General features: G+C 72.8%; 15 protein-coding genes. 6 read left to right on the top strand and 9 right to left on the bottom strand.

The annotated features are described in order from the left end of the window. The first annotated feature begins 1 nt into the window (after window position 1). Window positions 2-2,341 (top strand): sensor histidine kinase, encoded by a 2,340-nt coding sequence (locus tag BTM25_RS20730; protein ID WP_168212176.1) that lies wholly within the window; start codon window positions 2-4, stop codon window positions 2,339-2,341. A gap of 80 nt (window positions 2,342-2,421) precedes the next feature. On the opposite strand, the gene BTM25_RS20725 is transcribed toward BTM25_RS20730, so the two are convergent. Continuing rightward, window positions 2,422-3,198 carry an SAM-dependent methyltransferase gene (locus BTM25_RS20725; RefSeq protein ID WP_103564468.1) on the bottom strand — a complete coding sequence of 259 codons (777 nt, stop codon included), beginning with the start codon at window positions 3,196-3,198 and terminating at the stop codon, window positions 2,422-2,424. Between the two features lie 41 nt (window positions 3,199-3,239). After that, on the bottom strand, window positions 3,240-4,838 hold the full coding sequence (locus tag BTM25_RS20720; RefSeq protein WP_168212175.1) for an SAM-dependent methyltransferase: 1,599 nt from the start codon (window positions 4,836-4,838) through the stop codon (window positions 3,240-3,242). Window positions 4,839-4,974: 136 nt separating this feature from the next. Here BTM25_RS20720 and BTM25_RS20715 point away from each other — a divergent pair, with 136 nt between their 5' ends. Further along, window positions 4,975-6,171 carry a cytochrome P450 gene (locus tag BTM25_RS20715; protein WP_168212174.1) on the top strand — a complete coding sequence of 399 codons (1,197 nt, stop codon included), beginning with the start codon at window positions 4,975-4,977 and terminating at the stop codon, window positions 6,169-6,171. Between the two features lie 9 nt (window positions 6,172-6,180). On the opposite strand, the gene BTM25_RS20710 is transcribed toward BTM25_RS20715, so the two are convergent. Further along, window positions 6,181-7,455 (bottom strand): MFS transporter, encoded by a 1,275-nt coding sequence (locus BTM25_RS20710; protein WP_103564466.1) that lies wholly within the window; start codon window positions 7,453-7,455, stop codon window positions 6,181-6,183. Between the two features lie 71 nt (window positions 7,456-7,526). On the opposite strand from BTM25_RS20710, the gene BTM25_RS20705 reads away from it, so the two are divergent. The 4 genes from BTM25_RS20705 to BTM25_RS20690 all read left to right on the top strand — a co-directional run bounded on the left by BTM25_RS20705 (window position 7,527) and on the right by BTM25_RS20690 (window position 11,872). Continuing rightward, window positions 7,527-8,483, top strand: coding sequence for a GlxA family transcriptional regulator (locus BTM25_RS20705; RefSeq protein ID WP_103564465.1), 957 nt, complete (start codon window positions 7,527-7,529; stop codon window positions 8,481-8,483). Between the two features lie 791 nt (window positions 8,484-9,274). Then, on the top strand, window positions 9,275-9,715 hold the full coding sequence (locus BTM25_RS20700; RefSeq protein WP_103564775.1) for an HIT family protein: 441 nt from the start codon (window positions 9,275-9,277) through the stop codon (window positions 9,713-9,715). Between the two features lie 55 nt (window positions 9,716-9,770). Further along, window positions 9,771-10,571 (top strand): patatin-like phospholipase family protein, encoded by an 801-nt coding sequence (locus tag BTM25_RS20695; protein WP_103564464.1) that lies wholly within the window; start codon window positions 9,771-9,773, stop codon window positions 10,569-10,571. A gap of 368 nt (window positions 10,572-10,939) precedes the next feature. Then, window positions 10,940-11,872, top strand: a complete 933-nt coding sequence (locus tag BTM25_RS20690) for a hypothetical protein (RefSeq protein WP_103564463.1) — start codon at window positions 10,940-10,942, stop codon at window positions 11,870-11,872. A gap of 1,305 nt (window positions 11,873-13,177) precedes the next feature. Here BTM25_RS20690 and BTM25_RS20680 read toward each other — a convergent pair. The 6 genes from BTM25_RS20680 to BTM25_RS29770 all read right to left on the bottom strand — a co-directional run bounded on the left by BTM25_RS20680 (window position 13,178) and on the right by BTM25_RS29770 (window position 17,839). Next, window positions 13,178-13,768, bottom strand: coding sequence for a DUF305 domain-containing protein (locus tag BTM25_RS20680; protein WP_103564461.1), 591 nt, complete (start codon window positions 13,766-13,768; stop codon window positions 13,178-13,180). 60 nt (window positions 13,769-13,828) lie between these two features. Beyond that, window positions 13,829-14,227, bottom strand: coding sequence for a DUF6153 family protein (locus BTM25_RS20675; protein WP_146059090.1), 399 nt, complete (start codon window positions 14,225-14,227; stop codon window positions 13,829-13,831). A 208-nt stretch (window positions 14,228-14,435) separates the two neighbouring features. Continuing rightward, entirely contained in the window at window positions 14,436-15,677 is a 1,242-nt protein-coding gene (locus tag BTM25_RS20670) for an ABC transporter permease (RefSeq protein WP_103564459.1), read from the bottom strand. After that, complete coding sequence (locus BTM25_RS20665) at window positions 15,674-16,384, bottom strand: ABC transporter ATP-binding protein (protein ID WP_235828507.1); 711 nt, start codon at window positions 16,382-16,384, stop codon at window positions 15,674-15,676. Before BTM25_RS20665 ends, BTM25_RS20670 begins: the two co-directional genes overlap by 4 nt. Further along, a complete protein-coding gene (locus tag BTM25_RS20660; RefSeq protein ID WP_103564458.1) occupies window positions 16,377-17,681 on the bottom strand; it encodes a peptidoglycan-binding domain-containing protein in 1,305 nt (434 codons plus the stop codon). The genes BTM25_RS20665 and BTM25_RS20660 overlap by 8 nt, the downstream gene beginning before the upstream one ends. After that, a complete protein-coding gene (locus BTM25_RS29770) occupies window positions 17,678-17,839 on the bottom strand; it encodes a hypothetical protein (protein WP_168212173.1) in 162 nt (53 codons plus the stop codon). Before BTM25_RS29770 ends, BTM25_RS20660 begins: the two co-directional genes overlap by 4 nt. Between the last annotated feature and the right edge of the window lie 264 nt (window positions 17,840-18,103).

The raw sequence follows: 18,103 nt of genomic DNA, 5'->3' as shown, positions 1-18,103 counted from the left end.
CATGCGGCTGAAGATCACCGCGGTCCTGCTGTCGCTGACGGCCCTGTGGGGCTTCGCGGCGTGGGTGACCGTCGGTGACGGCTGGAACCTCCTGCAGACGTCCGAACGCGACCAGACCGCCGGGCGTCCGACCAAGACCCTCATCAACGTGCTGCAGGACGAGCGCCGGGCGTCGCTCGTGTACCTGGCCGCGCGGCACCGCAACGCCGTCCCGCCGGACCTGTCGGAGCAGCGCGCCCGCACCGACCAGGCCATCGCGCGCTGGCGCCGCACCGCCAAGGACGCCCCCGGCGACAAGATCCAGCGGCACGTCGAGCTGACCAGCCAGCGCCTCCAGGCGCTCACCGCGATCCGCAACGCGATCGACAGCGGCACGATCGACGCCGCCGCCGCGGCCAAGCCGTACAACGACGCGATCGACGCCGGGTTCCTCATCAACATGGCGAACGCGGAACTGGACGACCCCGACATCTCCGCCGACGGCCGCGCGCTCATCGCCCTCACCCGCTCCCGCGAACTGCTGTCCCGCGAGGACGCGCTGGCCGAGGGCCTGCTGACCGCCCGCCACATGTCCGGCCCGGAGGCCACGCAGTTCGCGCAGGCCGTCGGGCTGTCGCGGTACGCGCTGGAGGACGCCTACGGCCAGCTCCACCCGTCCGACCAGGGCCGCTACGACGCGTTCGCGTCCGGCGCCTCGCTCGCGCGGCTGCGGACGCTGGAGGACCGGCTCGTCGCGCAGTCGCGGTCGACGTCCCGGCCGACGTCGATCACGCCGTCGCAGTGGGAGACCGCGACGCGGCCCGTCCTGGCCCAGCTCGACACCCTGGTGGACGAGGGCGGTGACGCGGTCGTCAAGCGCGCCCAGCCCATCGGGTACGGCGTCATCCTGCGGCTGATCCTGATCGCCGGCCTCGGCCTCGGCGCGGTCGTCGCGTCCATCGTGCTCGCGGTCACCACGTCCCGGCTGCTGGTGCGCCAGCTCCGCCGGCTCAAGATCGCCGCGCAGGAGCTGTCGGAGCGGCGGCTGCCCGACGTCGTCGAACGCCTCAGCCGCGGTGAGAAGGTCGACGTCGCGGCCGAGGCGCCGCCGCTGCAGTTCGGCGACGACGAGATCGGGCAGGTCGGCCAGGAGATCAACCGGGTGCAGGAGATCGCGATCGCGGCGGCGGTCGGGCAGGCCGAGCAGCGGCGCGGCTTCCGCGAGGTGCTGCGGAACCAGGCGCTGCGCACCCAGGCGCTGTCGGTGCAGCAGCACCACGTCCTGGACCGCGTCGAGCGGCGCCGCGACCTCGACCCCGAGGTCTTCGGCGACATCCTGAAGATCGACGAGGTCGCGACCCGGATCCGCCGCCACACCGGCAACATCCTGCTGCTGTCGGGCGGCCAGGCGCACCGGGGCGCGCGGCGCCCGATGGTGCTGATGGACGTCATCCGCCTCGCGATCGGCCAGGTCGAGAACTACCAGCGCGTCAACGTCCCCCGGCTGGACGACCGCTGGCTGAGCGGACGCGCGCTGGACGTCACCAGCCTCCTCGCCGAGCTGATCGAGAACGCGCTCAGCTTCTCCGAGCCGGACACGACCGTCGAGGTCACCTCGCAGGCGACGGCCAACGGCCTCGCGATCATGATCGAGGACAAGGGCCTCGGGCTCCGGCCCGACCAGCTCGAAGCGGTGAACCGGCTCATCGCCGACCCGCCGCCGTTCGACGCGGCGTCCAGCAGCCGGCTCGGCCTGCTCGTGGTCGGCCTCATCGCCCGCCGGCACGGGATCACCGTCACGCTGAAGGGCTCGGCGTTCGGCGGGATCATGGCCGTGGTGCTGCTGCCGAACGCGCTGTTCGAGGCCGAGCCCCCGGCGCCGTCCGGCGGCCTGCCGCGACGCGAGATCCCGCGTCCGGACGAGGGCCCGGTGCGGCAGAACGGCAGCCTGGCCCTGCTGCGGACGGCCGAGCCCGCGCCGCCCGCGCTGCGCGTCGCGCACAGCGGCGACACCGGGCCGCAGCAGACGCCGCCGGTCCGCGTCGAGGCCGCGCCGCCCGCGCCGGAGCCGCGTCCGGCCGAGCCCGAGGCCGACGACGAGGAGGACGTCCGGACGACGCACGGCCTGCCCATCCGCCAGCCGCAGGCCAGCATCGTGGAGCAGCTCCGCACCGAGCAGGCCGCGGCCGAGCCCGAGCCGGAGCCCGAGGCGGACACGCGGTCGCCCGAGGACGCCCTGCGGATCATGGGCTCGTTCCAGCGCGGCACCCGGCAGGGCCGCGCCGACGCGCGCCGCGCCGGGACGGGCGAGCAGCCGCAGGTCACGGCGGACGAGCACGTGACCGTCCCCGACGACCAGTAGGAAGGGACCGGCCCCGGCGCCGTCCGTGGGAGGGGAGAGGGCGGCGCCGGGGCGGTCCGGGGAAGTGCGGGGGCCGTTCGTCAGATGACGCGGCCCACCCCGCACAGGCGTGTGACGACGGCGGCGGACCGCCGCGTTCGCGGCGCGCGCCACTCGGCGCACGGCACGATGCCGGGGTCCAGCACGTCGAGGCCGTTGAACAGGTGCCGCACGCGGCGGACGCAGCGCGGGACGAGCCCCGGCCGGGCGGCGTCGTTCCAGCGCCGCGCGATCCGGTCGGCGGTCCCGCGCGCGTCGGCGGCCAGGTGCGCGAGGACGACGTGGCTGCCCGGCGCGAGGGCGCGGACGAGTTCTTCGACGACCGTCCGGGCCCGTTCGTCGTCCGGCACGTGCTCCAGGACGCTGCCGAGCACGAGCGCCACCGGCCGGTCCAGGTCCAGCAGCCGTCCCGCCTCGGCGAGCAGTCCGGCCGGGTCGGCGACGTCGCCGCACGCGACCGCGACCGGCCCCGGCCCGGCGGTGAGCAGGGCGCGGGCGTGGCTGAGCACGACCGGGTCGCTGCCTGCGTAGACGACGCGGGCGCCGGGCGCGCGCCGCTGGACGATCGTGTGCGTGGCGCCCGGCGCGGGCAGGCCGACGGAGACGTCCAGGAACTGCCGCATCCCGTCCGGGCCGGCCAGCCGGTCCAGGGCGCGGCCGAGGAACGCGCGCTGCTCGCGGGCCGCCCGCGCGAGCGCGGGTTCGACGGCGTCCAGCGCCGCCGCGAGGTCCCGGTCGGCGTGGTAGTGGTCCTTGCCCCCGAGCCAGTAGTTCCAGACGCGGTCGGCGGACGCCCGGCCCCCTCGGCTTTCCAGCATGCGGGCGACGCTAGGCGGCCCCTGTCACCGGGACTGTCACCTCAAACCTTCGCGCCGATCCCGCCGATGATCCGCAGGTCGCGCCGGACGAACGGGCGCTCGGGCCGCCACGCGCCGACGTCGGTCAGCCCCGGCGGCAGCAGCGGGAGCCCGACGAGCAGCCGCTCGATCTGCCCGGTCGTGCGCAGGTGCTGGGGGAGCGCGGCGCCGGGCTCGGTCGAGTCGATGTAGCGCCGCAGCCGCGGGTCGATTCCGTCGCCGGTGATGTGGGTGACCGCGAGATAGCTGCCGGGGACGAGCGCGTCCACGTACGCCGTGACCAGCTCGGTGACCTGGCCGGTGCCGAGATCGTCGTCCACGTCCCCGACGTACTGGAGCGAGTTCGCGGCGATCAGCCCGATCGGCTCGGCGAAGTCCAGGCAGCGGCTCGCGGCGTCCAGGACGGCCTCGACGTCCATCAGGTCCAGTTCGTGGAACGCGACGCCCGCCCCGGAGTACATGGCGCGGCTCGTGATCGCCACGACCGGGTCGTTGTCGATGTACACGACGCGCGGGGGCTCGTCGGCGGCCGTCCGCGCCGTCTGGTGGACGCTCGGGCTGATCTGCTCGGGCAGCCCCGAACCGAGGTCGAGGAACTGGCGGACGCCGCGTCCGGCGAGCGTCCGGACCATGCGCAGCACGCAGTCGCGGTTGTCCTTGGTGATGAGCGTCGCGTCCGTGCCCGTGTCGGCGATGATCTTGTCGACGAACGCGCGCTCGGCCTCGGTGTTGTCCTTGCCGCCGAGCGTGTAGTCGGTGACGCCCCGGTAGCTGAGCCCGCCGGCCCGCAGGACGGGACGGGCGCGCGGCTCGTCCGGCTCGCCGGCGTGCGGCGGGAGGGTGCCGGCGGCGATCTGCTCGTGGACGCGGCGCAGCGCCGGGCCGGGCGGGACGCCGAGTTCGGCCTCGATCGCGGCGGCGGCGTCCCGGTAGGCGCGCAGCGCGTCGGTGCGGCGGCCGAGCCGGTACAGCGCGACGAGCCGGTCCCGGTGCAGGTTCTCGTTCGCCGGGTCGAAGGCGAGGTGGCCGCCGATCTCCTCGACCAGTTCGGGGGACTGGCGGCCGAGGTCGAGCTGCACCGCCACCAGCGACTCGGCGACCCGGACGCGCAGCGCGCGCAGCGGATCGACGCGGGCGCGGGCGCCCTCGGTGTCGGGCAGGTCGTGCAGGGTCCGGTCGGGGGAGACGCCCTGCCAGGGCGCCATCGCGCGGCGGTAGTGGACGGCGGCGGTGGCGAGCCGTCCCCGGTCGCGCGCCGCGTCGCCGCGCTCGGCGTCCCGGACGAAGTCGTCGGCGTCGACCGCGCGCCGCGCCAAGCGGTAGAGCCGGGCGCCGGCCGTGCCGGTCTCGGTGACGAGGCGGCCGGGCGGCAGGACGCGCCGGGCCTGTGCGACCAGGTTGGTGAGCACGGACGTGTGGTCGCGGTCGGGGTCGTCCCACAGCAGCGCCTTCAGCCGGGACGACGGGACGGGCCGGTCCTCCAGCGCGAGCACGCAGATCAGCGCGCGCAGGTTGCGGCGCCTGCGGCGGCCCTCGCCGAGGTCGAGCGTGCGGCCGGCGTCGTCGGTCAGCCGCAGCTCACCGAGGACCGAGACGCGCATGTGCTCCTCCCTCACGATTTCCGCACTCGGGCAAAGGTCGTTAATGGGACAGAACATCGTAACGCGTCCAGGTGACACGTCCGGTGACACGCCTTCCGTAGCGTTACGCGCGGTTCCGGGTGGAGGGAGAATGCGCGTGGGATCACCTCATCCTTATCCGTTCGGCGGGGGTTATGGGAACTGTCCGGGACTCGACGTCCATCCCCATTACGCGTGGCTGCGGGAGAACGATCCGGTGGCGCGGATCCGCACGCCCGAAGGCGAGGAACCGCTTCTCGTCACGCGCTACCGGGACGTCTGCCGGGTGCTGGCGCGGCCGTCGGTCTTCTCCCGCGAGGCCGCGACGACGGCCGCCGACGGCCTGCGCGACCAGCGATTCCTGACCGATATCGAAGGCGCCGCGCACGCCGCGCAACGCGCGCTGATCCAGCCGTTCTTCACGCGTGCGCGGGCCGAGGCGCTCCGGGCGCGGATCGCTTTCATCGCCGGTGAATTCGTCGCCGGAATGGCCTCTCTCGGCGAACCCGCCGATCTCGTGCGCGACCTCGCGGTGCCGCTTCCGGTGGCCGTCATCTGCGAGATCCTCGACATTCCCGCGGACGAGCGGACGCGCTTCGGGGACTGGGCGGCGGCGATGCTGTCGCCGCGTCCGGGCGCGTCCGACGCCGAGCGCGCGTCCGTCGCCGCCGCGATGGACGAACTCGGCCGGTACATGGCCGGGAAGCTCGCCGAGCGGGCCGCCGAGCCGGGCCCGGACCTGCTGTCGGCGCTCGCCGTCGGCGCCGGTCCGGTGCCGGCCGAGGACCGGGTGACGCTCGCGGCGGCCATGCTGATCGCCGGGTTCGAGACGACCACCAACATGATCGGCAACATGGTCCACACGCTGCTGCGGTTCCATCCCGGGCTGTGGGACGCGCTCGTCCGCGATCCCGGGCTCGTCCCGACGGCGGTGGACGAACTGCTGCGCTGGATCCCGTCCGACGCCCGCGACGGGATGGCGCGCGGCGCGACCGCCGACACCTCGATCGGCGGCGTCACGGTGGCGGCGGGCACGTCCGTGCTCGTCGCGCGGGGCGCCGCCAACCGCGACCCGGACCGCTTCCCCGACCCCGAGCGGCTGGACCTCGCCCGCACGCCGAACCCGCACCTCACCTTCGGCCACGGCCCGCACCGCTGCCCCGGCGAGCACCTGGCGCGCGTCGAGTTGGAGGCGGCGCTGTGGGCGCTCACCGAGCGCTTCCCCCGGCTGCGGCCCGCCGATCCGGACGCGGCTCCGCGCTGGAAGCGCTCCACCATGCCGGGACTGGCGGAACTGCCGGTCCGCTGGAGTTGATCCGCGCGGTCAGGTCACGGGGGCCTCGACCGCGGGGACGACCGCCGGGCGCGGGCGCGCCCGCCCGATCGCGACGGACAGCACCGCCGCGATCAGGCACAGCACGCCCGCGCCCCACCAGGCGAGCGTGTACGTCCCGAGGGACGTCCGCAGCGCCCCCGCCGCGGCCGCTGCCGCCGCCGCGCCGAGCTGGTGGGCGGCGAACACCCAGCCGAAGACGATCGTCCCGTCCCTCGGACCGAACGCCTTCCGCGCCAGCGCGATCGTGGGCGGGACGGTCGCGACCCAGTCCAGGCCGTAGAACACGACGAAGACGAGCATGCTCGGGTGCGGCTCGTCCGCGAACAGCATCGGCAGGACCAGCAGCGACAGGCCGCGCAGCGCGTAGTACCAGCCGAGCAGGATCCGCGCGTCGACGCGGTCGGTGAGCCAGCCGGACGCGACCGTCCCGGCGATGTCGAAGATCCCGACGAGCGCGAGCAGGTTCGCGGCCGTCGTCTCCGGCATGCCGTGGTCGTGCGCGGCGGGGATGAAGTGCGTCCCGACCAGGCCGTTCGTGGACGCGCCGCAGATGAGGAAGCCGCCCGCCAGCAGCCAGAACGGTTTCGTCCTCACGGCCTTGTTCAGGGTGCGGAGGGCGACGCGCGCGGCGTTCTCGCCGTTCTGCGGCTCGTCCGCCGGCTCGGTCGCGCCGTAGGGGAGCAGGCCGACGTCGGCCGGACGCTCGCGCATCACCAGCAGGACCAGCGGGACGACGGCGAGCGCCGCGCCCGTGACGACCAGCGTCGCCGTCCGCCAGCCGTGGTCGTGCGCGAGCGCGGCGAGGACCGGGAGGAAGACGAGCTGGCCGGTCGATCCGCCCGCCGTCAGGACGCCGATGACCAGGCCGCGGTGCTTGACGAACCAGCGTCCCGTCACCGTCGCGGCGAACACCATCGCCATTGAGCCGGTGCCGAGACCGATCAGCACGCCCCAGCACAGGACGAGCTGCCAGCTCGCGGACATGCCGACCGTCAGGCCGCTGCCCGCCGCGATGAGCACCAGCGCGGCGGCGGTCACCGTGCGGATGCCGAACCTGTCCATGAGCGCGGCGGCGAACGGCGCGGTCAGCCCGTACAGGACGAGGTTCACCGACACGGCGAGGGACGTCGTGGCGCGCGACCAGCCGAACTCGTCCTGGAGCGGCACCATCAGCACGCCCGGGGCGGCGCGGAACCCGGCGGCGCCGACGAGCGCGACGAACGCGACCGCCGCGATCGGCCACGCGCGGTGGATACGGAACATGGTTCCACTCTGCTGTGCGCGGTGGTATCCAGGACAGTGGCTCGAATGCCAATCTTCCGGAGGATCCAGCCATGCACCGTGTCGCCGTCCTGGTCGTCCCGCCGGTGGTGCCGTTCGACGTGGCGATCCCCGCGCAGGTGCTGGGGGAGGCGTCGCGGGACGGCCGTCCGCTGTACGACGTCCTGCACTGCACGGCCACGCCCGGACCGGTCGAGACGAGCGTCGGCTACCGCCTCGACATCCCCCACGGCCTGGACATCCTGGACACGGCGGACACGATCATCGTCCCCGGCACCCAGCGGCGCGGGCTCCTGGACCCGTCCATCGCCGCCGCCCTATTGCGCGCCGCCGCGTCGGGACGCCGCCTCGTCTCCATCTGCACCGGCGCGTTCGTCCTGGCCGCCGCCGGCCTCCTCGACGGCCGCCCCGCCACGACCTACTGGCGCCGGGCGGACGAGTTCGCCTCCCTGTACCCGTCGGTGCGGCTGGACCCGTCCGTCCTGTTCGTGGACGACGGCGACATCCTCACCTCGGCCGGCCTCGCCGCCGGCATCGACCTCTGCCTCCACCTGCTGCGCGGCGACCACGGCGCGGCGGTCGCCAACGAGAGCGCCCGCCGGGTCGTCGTCGCCCCCGTCCGCTCCGGCGGCCAGGCCCAGTTCATCCCGTCCGCCCCCGTGACGGGCCGCACCCTCGCCGACGTCCAGGCCTGGGCCCTGACCCACCTGTCCGACCCCCTGACGATCGCCGACCTGGCCGCGCACGCCCGCGTCAGCGAACGAACCCTGACCCGCCGCTTCCGCACCGAAACCGGCCAGAGCCCCCTCCAATGGCTCCTGGCCCGCCGAGTGGACCGAGCCCGCGAACTCCTGGAGACCACCGACCTACCGATCGAGGAAATCGCCCGAACGTCCGGCCTCGGCTCCGGCGACTCCCTGAGAGCCCGCTTCGCCCGCCACCTGGGAATAACCCCGACCGCCTACCGAGCAACCTTCACCCACCAAACAACCCCCCACCCCACCACCTGACCCACCCCACCCCATACCGTCTACTCCGCGCCCGGCGGTGGCCGCCCACCACCCGCGCTGCGCACCCCACCACGCGCCGCCTCCCGCGCCGCCAACCCCGCGCCTCGCGCCCAACGCGCCCCGCCGCGCGCTGTCCGCCCGTCCGGTCCGCCCGCACCGTCCGCCCGCACCGTCCGCGCTGCGCGCCTCACCGTCCGCCCGCACCGTCCGCGCCGCGCCGCGCCGGGCAGCGGCCGCCCCACCGCCTGCGCTGCGCGCCCCACCGCTCGCGTTGCGTGCCCCACCGCGCGTCGCTTGGCGCGCCGCCAACCCCGCGCGGCGCGGCCAACGCGCCCCGTCGCGCGCTGTCCGCCCGCACCGTCCGATCCGCGCGGGGCGCTGCGCGCCTCACCGCGCGCTCCACCGCGCCGCCAACCCGGCGCGGCGCGGACAGTGCGCCCCGTCCGCGCTGTCCGTGCGCGCCGTCCGTCCGCGCCGGGCGCCGTCCGTCCGCACCGGGCGGTGGCCGCCCCACCGCGCTGTGCGCCCCGCCGCGCTGTGCGCCCCACCGCGCGCTGTCTGCCCGCGCCGGGCGGTGGCCGCCACACCGGGCGCGCTGCATGCCCCACCGCGCGTCGCTTGCCGCGCCGTCAACCCCGGGCGGCGTTGCCAACGTGCGCCGCCGCGCGCTGTCCGCCCGCGCCTGGTGGCGACCGCACCGTCTGCCGCCGCTGCGCGCTTGACCACCCGCGCTGCGCGCATCGCTTGTTGGGGTCGTGTTCGGGCGTTTGTGGGCGCTTAGGCTCGTCGGCATGGAGTCTTGCGTGACTTGCGCTGGTGAACGTGGGGTCGCGGAGCTGCCTCTGCGCGAGCGGATTGCTGTGGACGAGCATTGGCGCGTCGCGCATGCCTTCGGGACGGCGCTGCCCGGCTGGCTTGTGCTGTTGCCGCGCCGTCATGTCACGGCGATCGCGGACCTTACTGATGCTGAGGCCGTTGGGCTCGGGGTCTGGCAGGTGCGTCTGTCGCGGGCGCTGCATCGGGTCACCGGTTGCGCGAAGACTTATGTCGCGCAGTTCGCTGAGGCGCCCGGATTCGGGCACGTGCATTTTCATGTGATTCCCCGGGCTGTGGATCTTGCTGCCGAGTCGCGCGGGCCGTCGATTTTCGGGCTGTTGGACGCGGCGCACGAGGTGCCCGTCGCGGAGCGCGATGCGTTGGCCGGGCGGCTCGCGGCGTACCTGGCGGAATGACGGACGCGGACGTCCGGCATGATCGTGGTGCCGATCAGGGAACCGGGAGGGCGTGATGACGAAGGCACTGGTGCTCGGCGGCGGGGGCGTCGCGGGGATCGCGTGGACGACCGGGCTTCTCGCCGGGCTCGCCGAGGCCGGGCAGGACTGGACGGACGCGGACCTCATCGTCGGCACGTCCGCCGGATCCACCGTTGGCGCGCAGCTCGGCAGCGGCCTGCCACTGGACGAGCTGTACGCCCGGCAGGCCGACCCGGACGCGCCCAACCACGAGCTGACGCCGCCGGTCGCGATCGCCGACGTGTGGGAGACCGTCCTGCGGTTGCAGCGCGAGTTCCCCGACCCCGGGGACCTGCGGCGTGCCGTCGCCGAGTACGCGCTGAAGGCCGACACGGTCACTGAGGAGGAGCGGCGCGCGGTGATCGAGGCGCGGCTGCCGTCCCACGCCTGGCCGGACCGGGACCTGCGGATCGTCGCGGTCGAGGCGGGCGCGGGCCTGCCCGTGGTGTTCGACCGGACGTCCGGCGTGTCGCTCGTGGACGCCGTCGCGGCGAGCTGCGCGGTGCCCGGCGTGTGGCCGCCGGTGACGATCTCGGGCGTCCGTTATGTGGACGGCGGCGTCCGGACCAGCGCGAACGCCGACTTCGCCGCCGGATGCGACGACGTCCTGGTCATCGCGCCGCTGCCCGACCCGCCGCTGGAGGAGCAGCTCGCCGGCCTCGGCGGGAACGTCCGCCTCATCACGCCGGACGAGGCGTCGCTCGCGGCGGTCGGGGCCGATCCGCTCTCGCCCGCGTCCCGGGCGCCGTCGGCGCGGGCCGGGCGCGCGCAGGGAACCGCCGCCGCCCGCGCCTGACCACCGCCCTTCCCCGCGCCGTTCCGGCTCACCCGGCGGTTCGTCCGGACGGACGTGCTTGGGCTCGTCCCGTCAGCCGCGTTCGCTTGCCGCGCTGCCGCATCCGGGCGGCTGCCCGAGCCGACTGCGTTCGCGTACCGGGCGCCGCATCTCCGGGCGGCCTCGCGGGGCGCGTTCGCCTGCTGGGCTGTATCTCCCGGCGGGTGGCCCCGCTGACCGCGTTCGCGTGCCGAACTGCCCGCATCTTCGGGCGGGCGTGCTCGCGGGAGCGCCTTCGTCGCGCCGTTCCCGGCCGGACGGCCGAGCCGAGGGAGGCTCGGCGCGAGCGGGTCTCGCGTGGCGGTTGAGGCAGACCCTAAGCTCCCCGCATGACCGAGATCGTCGACTATGGGGCGTTCGCCGGACGGCTCCGCGCCGTCATGCCCCGCTGGGACGAGCGGCCCTTCATGCCCCCGGAAGTGTTCGCCGCCCACCTCGCCGACACCGCCCCGCGCTGGGAACTGCTCCGCGCGTTCCAAGAGGAGTGGGGGTTCACGCCACCGCCCGGACCGCCGTCCTGGCGCCGCGAGGACACTGACGAGCACCGGCTCTACGTCCGCAAACTGCGCGGTGAGACCCTCGACGCCGCCGACGAGGAGGACATCGAAGGCGTCGACGTCACGCTCCCGATCCCCAAGGCCGCGGACGAATGGTGGGACCTGCCGTTCAACTCCTTCACCCACGAGCCCCGGTTGTACTGGACGCACCCGGTGCGGCCGCCGACGGTGCGTCCGGACCCGTCCGGCTACGGTGTATCCGCCGGACTGCCGGACGACACCGCTCTCGCCGACCCGGACGGCGACCTGCGCGTCTGCGTCCTCATGGCGGAGTACCAGTACTGCAACGAGTGGGGCTACGCGGCGTCGGACGCGACGCTCGCCGACCCGCGCCTCCTGGTCAGCGACGGATCCGACGAGTGGTGGCTACAGGCGGACTCGGTGACCGAGTTCTACGTCCAACTGGCCGCGATGCGCCTGCCCTTCGCGCTGCGCCCCTCGGTGGAAATAGCGGAACTCCCACCGGACATCGCGACCCGCCTGCGGGCGACGTTCCCCGCGATGGGCTTCGCCGCCCCGTGGCGTGAGCTGAACGGCCACACGACGCTCTACGGCGGCCCGGACGTGATCCTCGCTCACGACGAAGGCGAAGCGGACATCGCCCTGCGCGCCGCCGGCCGCACCGCCGAAGCCCTGGTGGCGGCCGGCACCGCCCTCGGCCTCGACTGGACGACCGACATCATCCCGCCCCACGACCGAACCTGACCACCCCGAGCCGGCTACCCGGTACGTCTCCACCCGGCCTGCGCAAATGAGCGAGCCGCCCGGACCGCCGATCTACGCGATCACATCGCACAGCCGACTGCTCAAGCCGAATGGCCGCGCGGAGCGCAGCGCCGACGGCCGCTCCAAAAAAACGGGATTAGAAGGCTGCTCCAAGACGACCAGGCCGGACGGCCGAGCGGGACAGCCGCACACTGAGCGCTCACGTTGAGCGTCCACGCTGAGCAGAGCGAAGGCCGACGAAATGAGCTGAGCAGCGCGAAGGCCGGTGAAATGAGACGAAAGGTCTAGGAGCAGCCCCCCGTCTAGCGGGGTGGTCAAGTTGCGTGGGCGAGCTGTGCCGTTTCAAAGCCGCGCGGCTGGCGCGAACGGCTTCGGGTCCGGGCTGAGTTCGCACCTGCGCGCCCGCGTGACACGGTTCAGTGTCAGAGCGGTTGCCCGGCGCAGCCCGGACCCGAGCGCCCATGCGGGCTGCGGCTGAGCGGCCGAACCGCTTGGGTCTGATGTGAGCGCCCTGCTGGATGGTCAAGCTGCGCGGACTGGCTACGCGGACCCGAGGCTGCGCGACCGAAGCGCGCCGCACCCAAACGCGCCGCACCCAAGGTCGCCAGCGCCGCATCGAAGGGCGCCGCATCGAAGGGCGCCGCATCGAAGGGCGCCGCATCGAAGGGCGCCGCACCGGGTCGTGCGCGTTGAGCTGCGCGGGTCTGCTGAGCAGTCGAGCTGCGCGGGTGTTCAGGTGAGTGCCCGGCCGAGTGGTGTGGTCGAACGGGCAGAGGTGGTAGGGCAGGGAGGGCGAGCCGGGTGGAGACGCGTCGGGGCCTCTCCGGTGCGGACGCGGAGAGGCCCCGGGGTCGCGTGCGGGTGCCCGTTGAGGCGGAAGTCCGGGATCAGTACGGCAGGATCCGCCCGGAGGGGGTCCGTAGGTCGATCGGGCTCGGTTGACGTGGCGGTTTCGGGCGCTTGATGAGCTGCTGCCGTGCCATGGTGATCATCTCCCCCGTCGTGCCGGAAGTTAATCCGCCGATCGAGACGATGTCGCGTTCCCTTCCCTTCGATGAGCGCGACTTTTCGTACGGTTCGCCGAGCCTATGCGACGCCCTCATCGCGTTCGACCGATTTTGCTGGCAAGACTGTTGCTTTGGGTATCGATGACTTCACGTTGGGTGTTGCTTGGGTCCCCTAAAACCTGGCATTCGGCTCGGATCGTCGCGCCTGCTGGTGGACAAATGTGATGTTGGTCACGTCCGGAGGGCGTCCTCGGCGGGACGCCCTCCGGGGGCGGGGCTACTTCGCCTTGAGCAGGGTGCGCATCGTTGCGATCTCGGCCGTCTGGGTCGTGATGATCGAGGCGGCGAGGGCTCGGGCGGCCGGGTCGGCGCCGGAACGTTGTTCCGTCTGCGCCATGACGACCGCGCCCCGGTGGTGCTCGATCATCATCGTCAGGAACTTCCGGTCGAAGGCCTTGCCGGTGAGTTCGGCGAGGGCCTTCATGTCCTGGCCGCTCATCATGCCGTCCATCGAGCCGTGGTTCATGGACGGCATGGACGTCGGCTCCTTCCAGGTCGCGAGCCAGCCCGACATCTTCGTGATCTCGGGGTCCTGGGCAGCGGCGATGCGGGACGCCAGGTCCTTGACCTGCGGCGACGACGCGCGGCGTGCGGCGAGTCCGGCCATCTCCACCGCCTGACGGTGGTGGGGGATCATCATCTGGGCGAACATGACGTCCTGGGCGTTGTGGGCCGCCGTCGTCGCCGGGGCCATGTGCCCGCCCATGTGGCCGGAGGGGTGGGCGGACGGCTTGTCGCCGTCGCCGCAGGCCGTCAGCGTGGCCGCCGCGAGCAGGGGAACGAGGGCCGTCGTCAGAACGCGCTTCATCGTGGATCCTTCCGTTGTCCGTGCATGGCTGATCGGGGCGCGGCGGTGAACCGCGTCCTCCTACAGCCGCAGGACGGCCAACTGGAAGATCGTGCGGGTGGGCGGCGCGCGTCCGCGCACGTCCGTCCGGGCCCCGGGTCCGCGCGCCGGCGCGCGGCCGACGCGGTCGAGCGCGCACCTGCCGAGAGCCGCGAGGACGAGCGCGAACAGCGCCACGAGCAGCCACAGGCAGACCTCCCCGCCGGGATGGTCGTGCCGATGCTCCCGCGGCGAGGACGGCTTCTCGTGCTGCGCATGGGTCGCGTCGTGCTGCGCGTGGGTCGCGTGGACGGTCATCAGCCCCGACGCGTCCATCGTGTTGACCGTCACCTGGAACCCGTGCATGGCCATGAGCCCGGCCAGAAGCAGCACGATCCCGAGGACCCGCACCGCCCGGCGGCGCGGTCCCACACGGCTCACCGCGAAGAGACCCATTTCGGTCGCCCACGCTACAACCGCTACCTGACGGGGGTTACGCGGGTTCATAGTCCGTGGACGACGCCGACGCGTCCGGGACCGTCCGGGACGGGCCGACGCCGGTGCGCCTTTCAGCTCGGCGCACGCTGCCCGCGGACAGGAACTTGGAAGGAGCCAGTCTTTCCAGGGCGGCATGAAGGCTGAGCGGCCCTCATCGCTGGAGCGCGCTGATCGGGGAGATACGGCTGGCCCGCCATGCCGGATACGCCCCGGCGAGCAGTCCCGCGACCGCACCCGCGAGCGGCGCGCCGACGATCACCTGGGGGTCCAGCACGGGAGCCCAGCCCCTGGCCGCGCTGACGGCCCCGACGACGAGGACGCCGAGACTCGTTCCGATCAGCGCCCCGATCGCCCCGATCACCGCCGACTCGCTGACGACCAGCGCGGCGATGTGCCGGGGGGCCGCGCCGACCGACCGGCGCAGGCCGATCTCGGCACGGCGCTGGATCACCGACAGCAGCGTCGTGTTCGCGATGGCGAGCACTCCGACGCCCAGCGCGACCATCGAGATGGCGATCAGCAGACCTGTCACCGACGAGTCCACCTGGTTGCGGAGCTGGACAGGATCGGGCGGCACCGCTGCCGCTATCCGCGCCGGGTCCTGCGGGCTGAGCTGGAGGGGGCCCTGCCTGCCGACGAGTTGCGCCGCTCCCGGGGCCGTGCGCACGAGCAAGGACCGCGTGTCCCCGCTCGGAGAGAATCCGACGGCGACCCGTGTCGGGATGATCACGCTCAGTAGTGCCTGGTCGTCGGCTGGAGCCGAGTCGACGATCCCGATCACCCGCAGTTCGGTGTCCCCGATGTAGACCACCGGTGACAGATCGACGCTCGTGATTCCGAGTTGCCGGGCGGCGGCCTGACCGAGCAGCGCCACCTGCTCCCCGCGCCGCTCCATCCCGACGTCGTACAAACGGCCGGACGACACTTTCGCGTCCATGGCCGCCAGGGCGCCAGGGGTGGCCGCCATCATGTTCAACCCGACGCTGTTCTCCTTCGTCCCCTCCCGGATGCGCCGGACGGAGTAAACCGCGCCCTTCCCAACGCTCCACGTCAGGCCCGCTTCCCTGACGCCGTTGAGCCGCAGCAGATCCTGTTCGCTGTCCGCGGACAGCGCCGGTTCACCGGCCTGCGGGTCCGTGTCCGAGAACGTGACGAGCGTGGCCCGCAGTGCGTCGAACGTTCCCGACACGGCACCCCGCGCGGAGTCGCCGAGCCCGATAGTCGCGATGGCGGTGGCCACCGCCAGGACCGTGCCGAGGGACGTCAGCAGCGACCGCACCGGCGCTCGTGACACCGATAGGAACGCCTCACGCGCGATGTCGGCGGGAGAGAGCCGACTGGGCGGGATGCCGATCGCGGCGAGCGGCGCGGCCGGCCGCCACGGGAGCCTCATCGTGCTCCCCGCACCGACTCGGTCACCACTCCGTCATCGATGTGCAGACGGCGGGACATCCGGTGGGCGACCTGCGGATCGTGCGTCACGATGATGATCGTCAGCCCCTCGGCGTTCAGCGTTTCCAGCATCTCGACGACGAGGTCGGCGTTGGCGCGGTCGAGGTTGCCCGTCGGCTCATCGCACAGCAGCACACGCGGCTGCTGCGCCAGCGCACGGGCAATCGCGACCCGTTGTCGTTCACCACCGGACATCGTGCCCGGCATCGCGTCGATCCGGTGCGGCAGCCCGACGCGTTTTAGTGCCGCGACGGCCCGCCGACGCCGCTCCCGGCGCGGAATCCGCTGGTAGAGCAGGCTCAGTTCGGTGTTCTCCGCGGCGCTGCGGTCGGGCAGCAGATGGAAGGACTGGAACACGAAACCGAACTGCCGGCCGCGCAGCGCTGTGATCGCAGACTCGGGCAGCGTCGTCGTGTCGATGTCGCGCACGAGGTAGCGGCCGGCGGTCGGACGATCCAGCAGACCGAGGATGTTGAGCAACGTCGATTTCCCCGAACCCGACCGGCCGATGATCGCCGTCATCTCCCCCGTGACGATGCGCAACGACACCGGCCGCAGCGCACGCACCGGCACCGTACCGGGATAGGTCATCGAGACGTCGTGCAGTTCCAGCTCGGTCCCGGCCATCGTCTCCGCCGCCTCAGCCATGAGATCCGATGACGACCAGTTCCCCCTGGCGAAGGGAGCTTCCGCCCGTCGGTGTGACGGCCTGGCGCCCGCCCGTCGCCAGGCCGAGCGCGACCTTCACTTCGCGCTGGCGCCCGTTACCGTCGACGACGGTCACATACGTTTCGCCGGAGGAGCCGGTACTGATCGCCGCGACGGGAACGTTGAGCACCTTGCCGTCATCGCCTTGGGCCGTGACGGTCACGGCGACGCTTTTGCCGGTGAATCGCGCCGGCATATGGCCGGTGGGAACGAGTGTCACGGGAAACGTCTGAACCGCATCGTCGCCGGGCTTGGGCGATGTCCCTACCTTGGTGACCCGGACGCTGAACGAGGCGTCGGTCAGGTCATCGGTCGCCTTCCCCTCCATGCCTTCCTTGAGCTGAGACCTTCCCGCGGAGTCCACCGAGCCAGTCAACTGCACGTGGCCTGAGCCGATCTCCAGAAGTTTGGTGTCGGCCTTCGAGCCGAGATGCACGTTCACCGACACCACACGCTGCGGAAGGCTTCGGACGAAGAGGACTTCACCGCGCGGAATCTTCACGCTGCCGGCACTCTTCTTTCCGGACGCTTTGCCCGAGCCGTTTCCATCGTTCTTCCCCGGTGCGGCGACCTTCACCGGTGGCACGCCCGCCGCCCGGTAGAACCGGGCCACGGCGGCCGACGTGCCCTTTCCGTACGACCCGGCGCGGTCACTCCCAAGCGAGTATCCGGCGGCGCGCAGCGCGGCCTGCAACTGCGTGACATCGACGCCTCTCGTCCCAAGACCCATGTCCCGGAACGCGGGCACCCGGCCGGTGAGGACGAACACCGGCCGTTCGGCGACGGTGAGGAGTTTCTGGCCGTTGGCGACCCGGTCCCCGACTTTGACGTTGAGTGCGGTGACGATCGGCAGCGCGTCACCGAGACCGGTCGGGGAGTCCACCACGATCGGACTGGCCTCGGTGACCTTCGCGCGAAGCACCGTGGTCGCCGCGAGCGTTCCGTAGGAAACCCGTGCGGTGATCACGGACGCTTTCGGAGGTGCCGCGTCGGCGGCCTGCTGGTCGGGAGAAACGAAACCGCGCCCGATCGCGAAAGCGCCTGCCGCCAGCGCCACTGCGGCGGCAAGGATGATCAGTAGCGCTCGCTGGCCTCGTAACCGATCCCCGAGTCGCCGCCTGTGCCCGGGATTCCTCGCCGTCTCGCGGGCGTCCGTGCCCTCAACCTCGTGTTGAGCAGGCGGTGCCGCATCACCGAACGGCACCAGGTCGTCGGGGTGGACGGGCGGCTCCTTCATTCGCCGGCCTCTTTCCCCGCGTCGTCGCTGCCCTGCGGGCCGAGCGTGCGGGCGTCTCGAACGAAGCGACAATGATCGGTGCGGACACCGAGCGGATCAGTCGGCGCAATGCGGCGCGGCATACGACGTTCGTTCTGGCGATCAAGCGAAGTGAGCATGTCAGCCATTGGACCGTTCGGTGAGATCGGTGGGGATTGGAGCGACCGCGGGTCGGGACGAAACACGGGACCGAGTTGCCGTGGGGGAATCACGGCCGTTCCTTGCGATCACCTCGGTGGGTTCCCATCCCGAGCCCGCCGCGCCGGTAATGGCAAAGGTGCGAGCGCACGTCCCTGCGGTCCCGCCCGGTGAGGAATGAAGCTGGGCGCATGCCGCCGACCCCATCCGGCAGTCCGTGGACCACCGCGTTGTGCCGGGTGATT

The organism is Actinomadura rubteroloni, assembly GCF_002911665.1.
In the GTDB taxonomy this organism is placed as follows: domain Bacteria; phylum Actinomycetota; class Actinomycetes; order Streptosporangiales; family Streptosporangiaceae; genus Spirillospora; species Spirillospora rubteroloni.
The sequence above is the reverse complement of the archived record's forward strand: the minus strand, read 5'-3'. Positions and strand labels throughout refer to the sequence as shown.

What these genes read in the sequence shown, in the direction of transcription:
- BTM25_RS20730 (WP_168212176.1), top strand. Translation starts at nt 2, where the DNA reads ATGCGGCTGAAGATCACCGCGGTCCTGCTGTCGCTGACGGCCCTGTGG.
- BTM25_RS20725 (WP_103564468.1), bottom strand. Translation starts at nt 3,198, where the DNA reads ATGCTGGAAAGCCGAGGGGGCCGGGCGTCCGCCGACCGCGTCTGGAAC.
- BTM25_RS20720 (WP_168212175.1), bottom strand. Translation starts at nt 4,838, where the DNA reads ATGCGCGTCTCGGTCCTCGGTGAGCTGCGGCTGACCGACGACGCCGGC.
- BTM25_RS20710 (WP_103564466.1), bottom strand. Translation starts at nt 7,455, where the DNA reads ATGTTCCGTATCCACCGCGCGTGGCCGATCGCGGCGGTCGCGTTCGTC.
- BTM25_RS20705 (WP_103564465.1), top strand. Translation starts at nt 7,527, where the DNA reads ATGCACCGTGTCGCCGTCCTGGTCGTCCCGCCGGTGGTGCCGTTCGAC.
- BTM25_RS20700 (WP_103564775.1), top strand. Translation starts at nt 9,275, where the DNA reads ATGGAGTCTTGCGTGACTTGCGCTGGTGAACGTGGGGTCGCGGAGCTG.
- BTM25_RS20695 (WP_103564464.1), top strand. Translation starts at nt 9,771, where the DNA reads ATGACGAAGGCACTGGTGCTCGGCGGCGGGGGCGTCGCGGGGATCGCG.
- BTM25_RS20690 (WP_103564463.1), top strand. Translation starts at nt 10,940, where the DNA reads ATGACCGAGATCGTCGACTATGGGGCGTTCGCCGGACGGCTCCGCGCC.
- BTM25_RS20680 (WP_103564461.1), bottom strand. Translation starts at nt 13,768, where the DNA reads ATGAAGCGCGTTCTGACGACGGCCCTCGTTCCCCTGCTCGCGGCGGCC.
- BTM25_RS20670 (WP_103564459.1), bottom strand. Translation starts at nt 15,677, where the DNA reads ATGAGGCTCCCGTGGCGGCCGGCCGCGCCGCTCGCCGCGATCGGCATC.
- BTM25_RS20665 (WP_235828507.1), bottom strand. Translation starts at nt 16,384, where the DNA reads ATGGCTGAGGCGGCGGAGACGATGGCCGGGACCGAGCTGGAACTGCAC.
- BTM25_RS20660 (WP_103564458.1), bottom strand. Translation starts at nt 17,681, where the DNA reads ATGAAGGAGCCGCCCGTCCACCCCGACGACCTGGTGCCGTTCGGTGAT.
- BTM25_RS29770 (WP_168212173.1), bottom strand. Translation starts at nt 17,839, where the DNA reads ATGCTCACTTCGCTTGATCGCCAGAACGAACGTCGTATGCCGCGCCGC.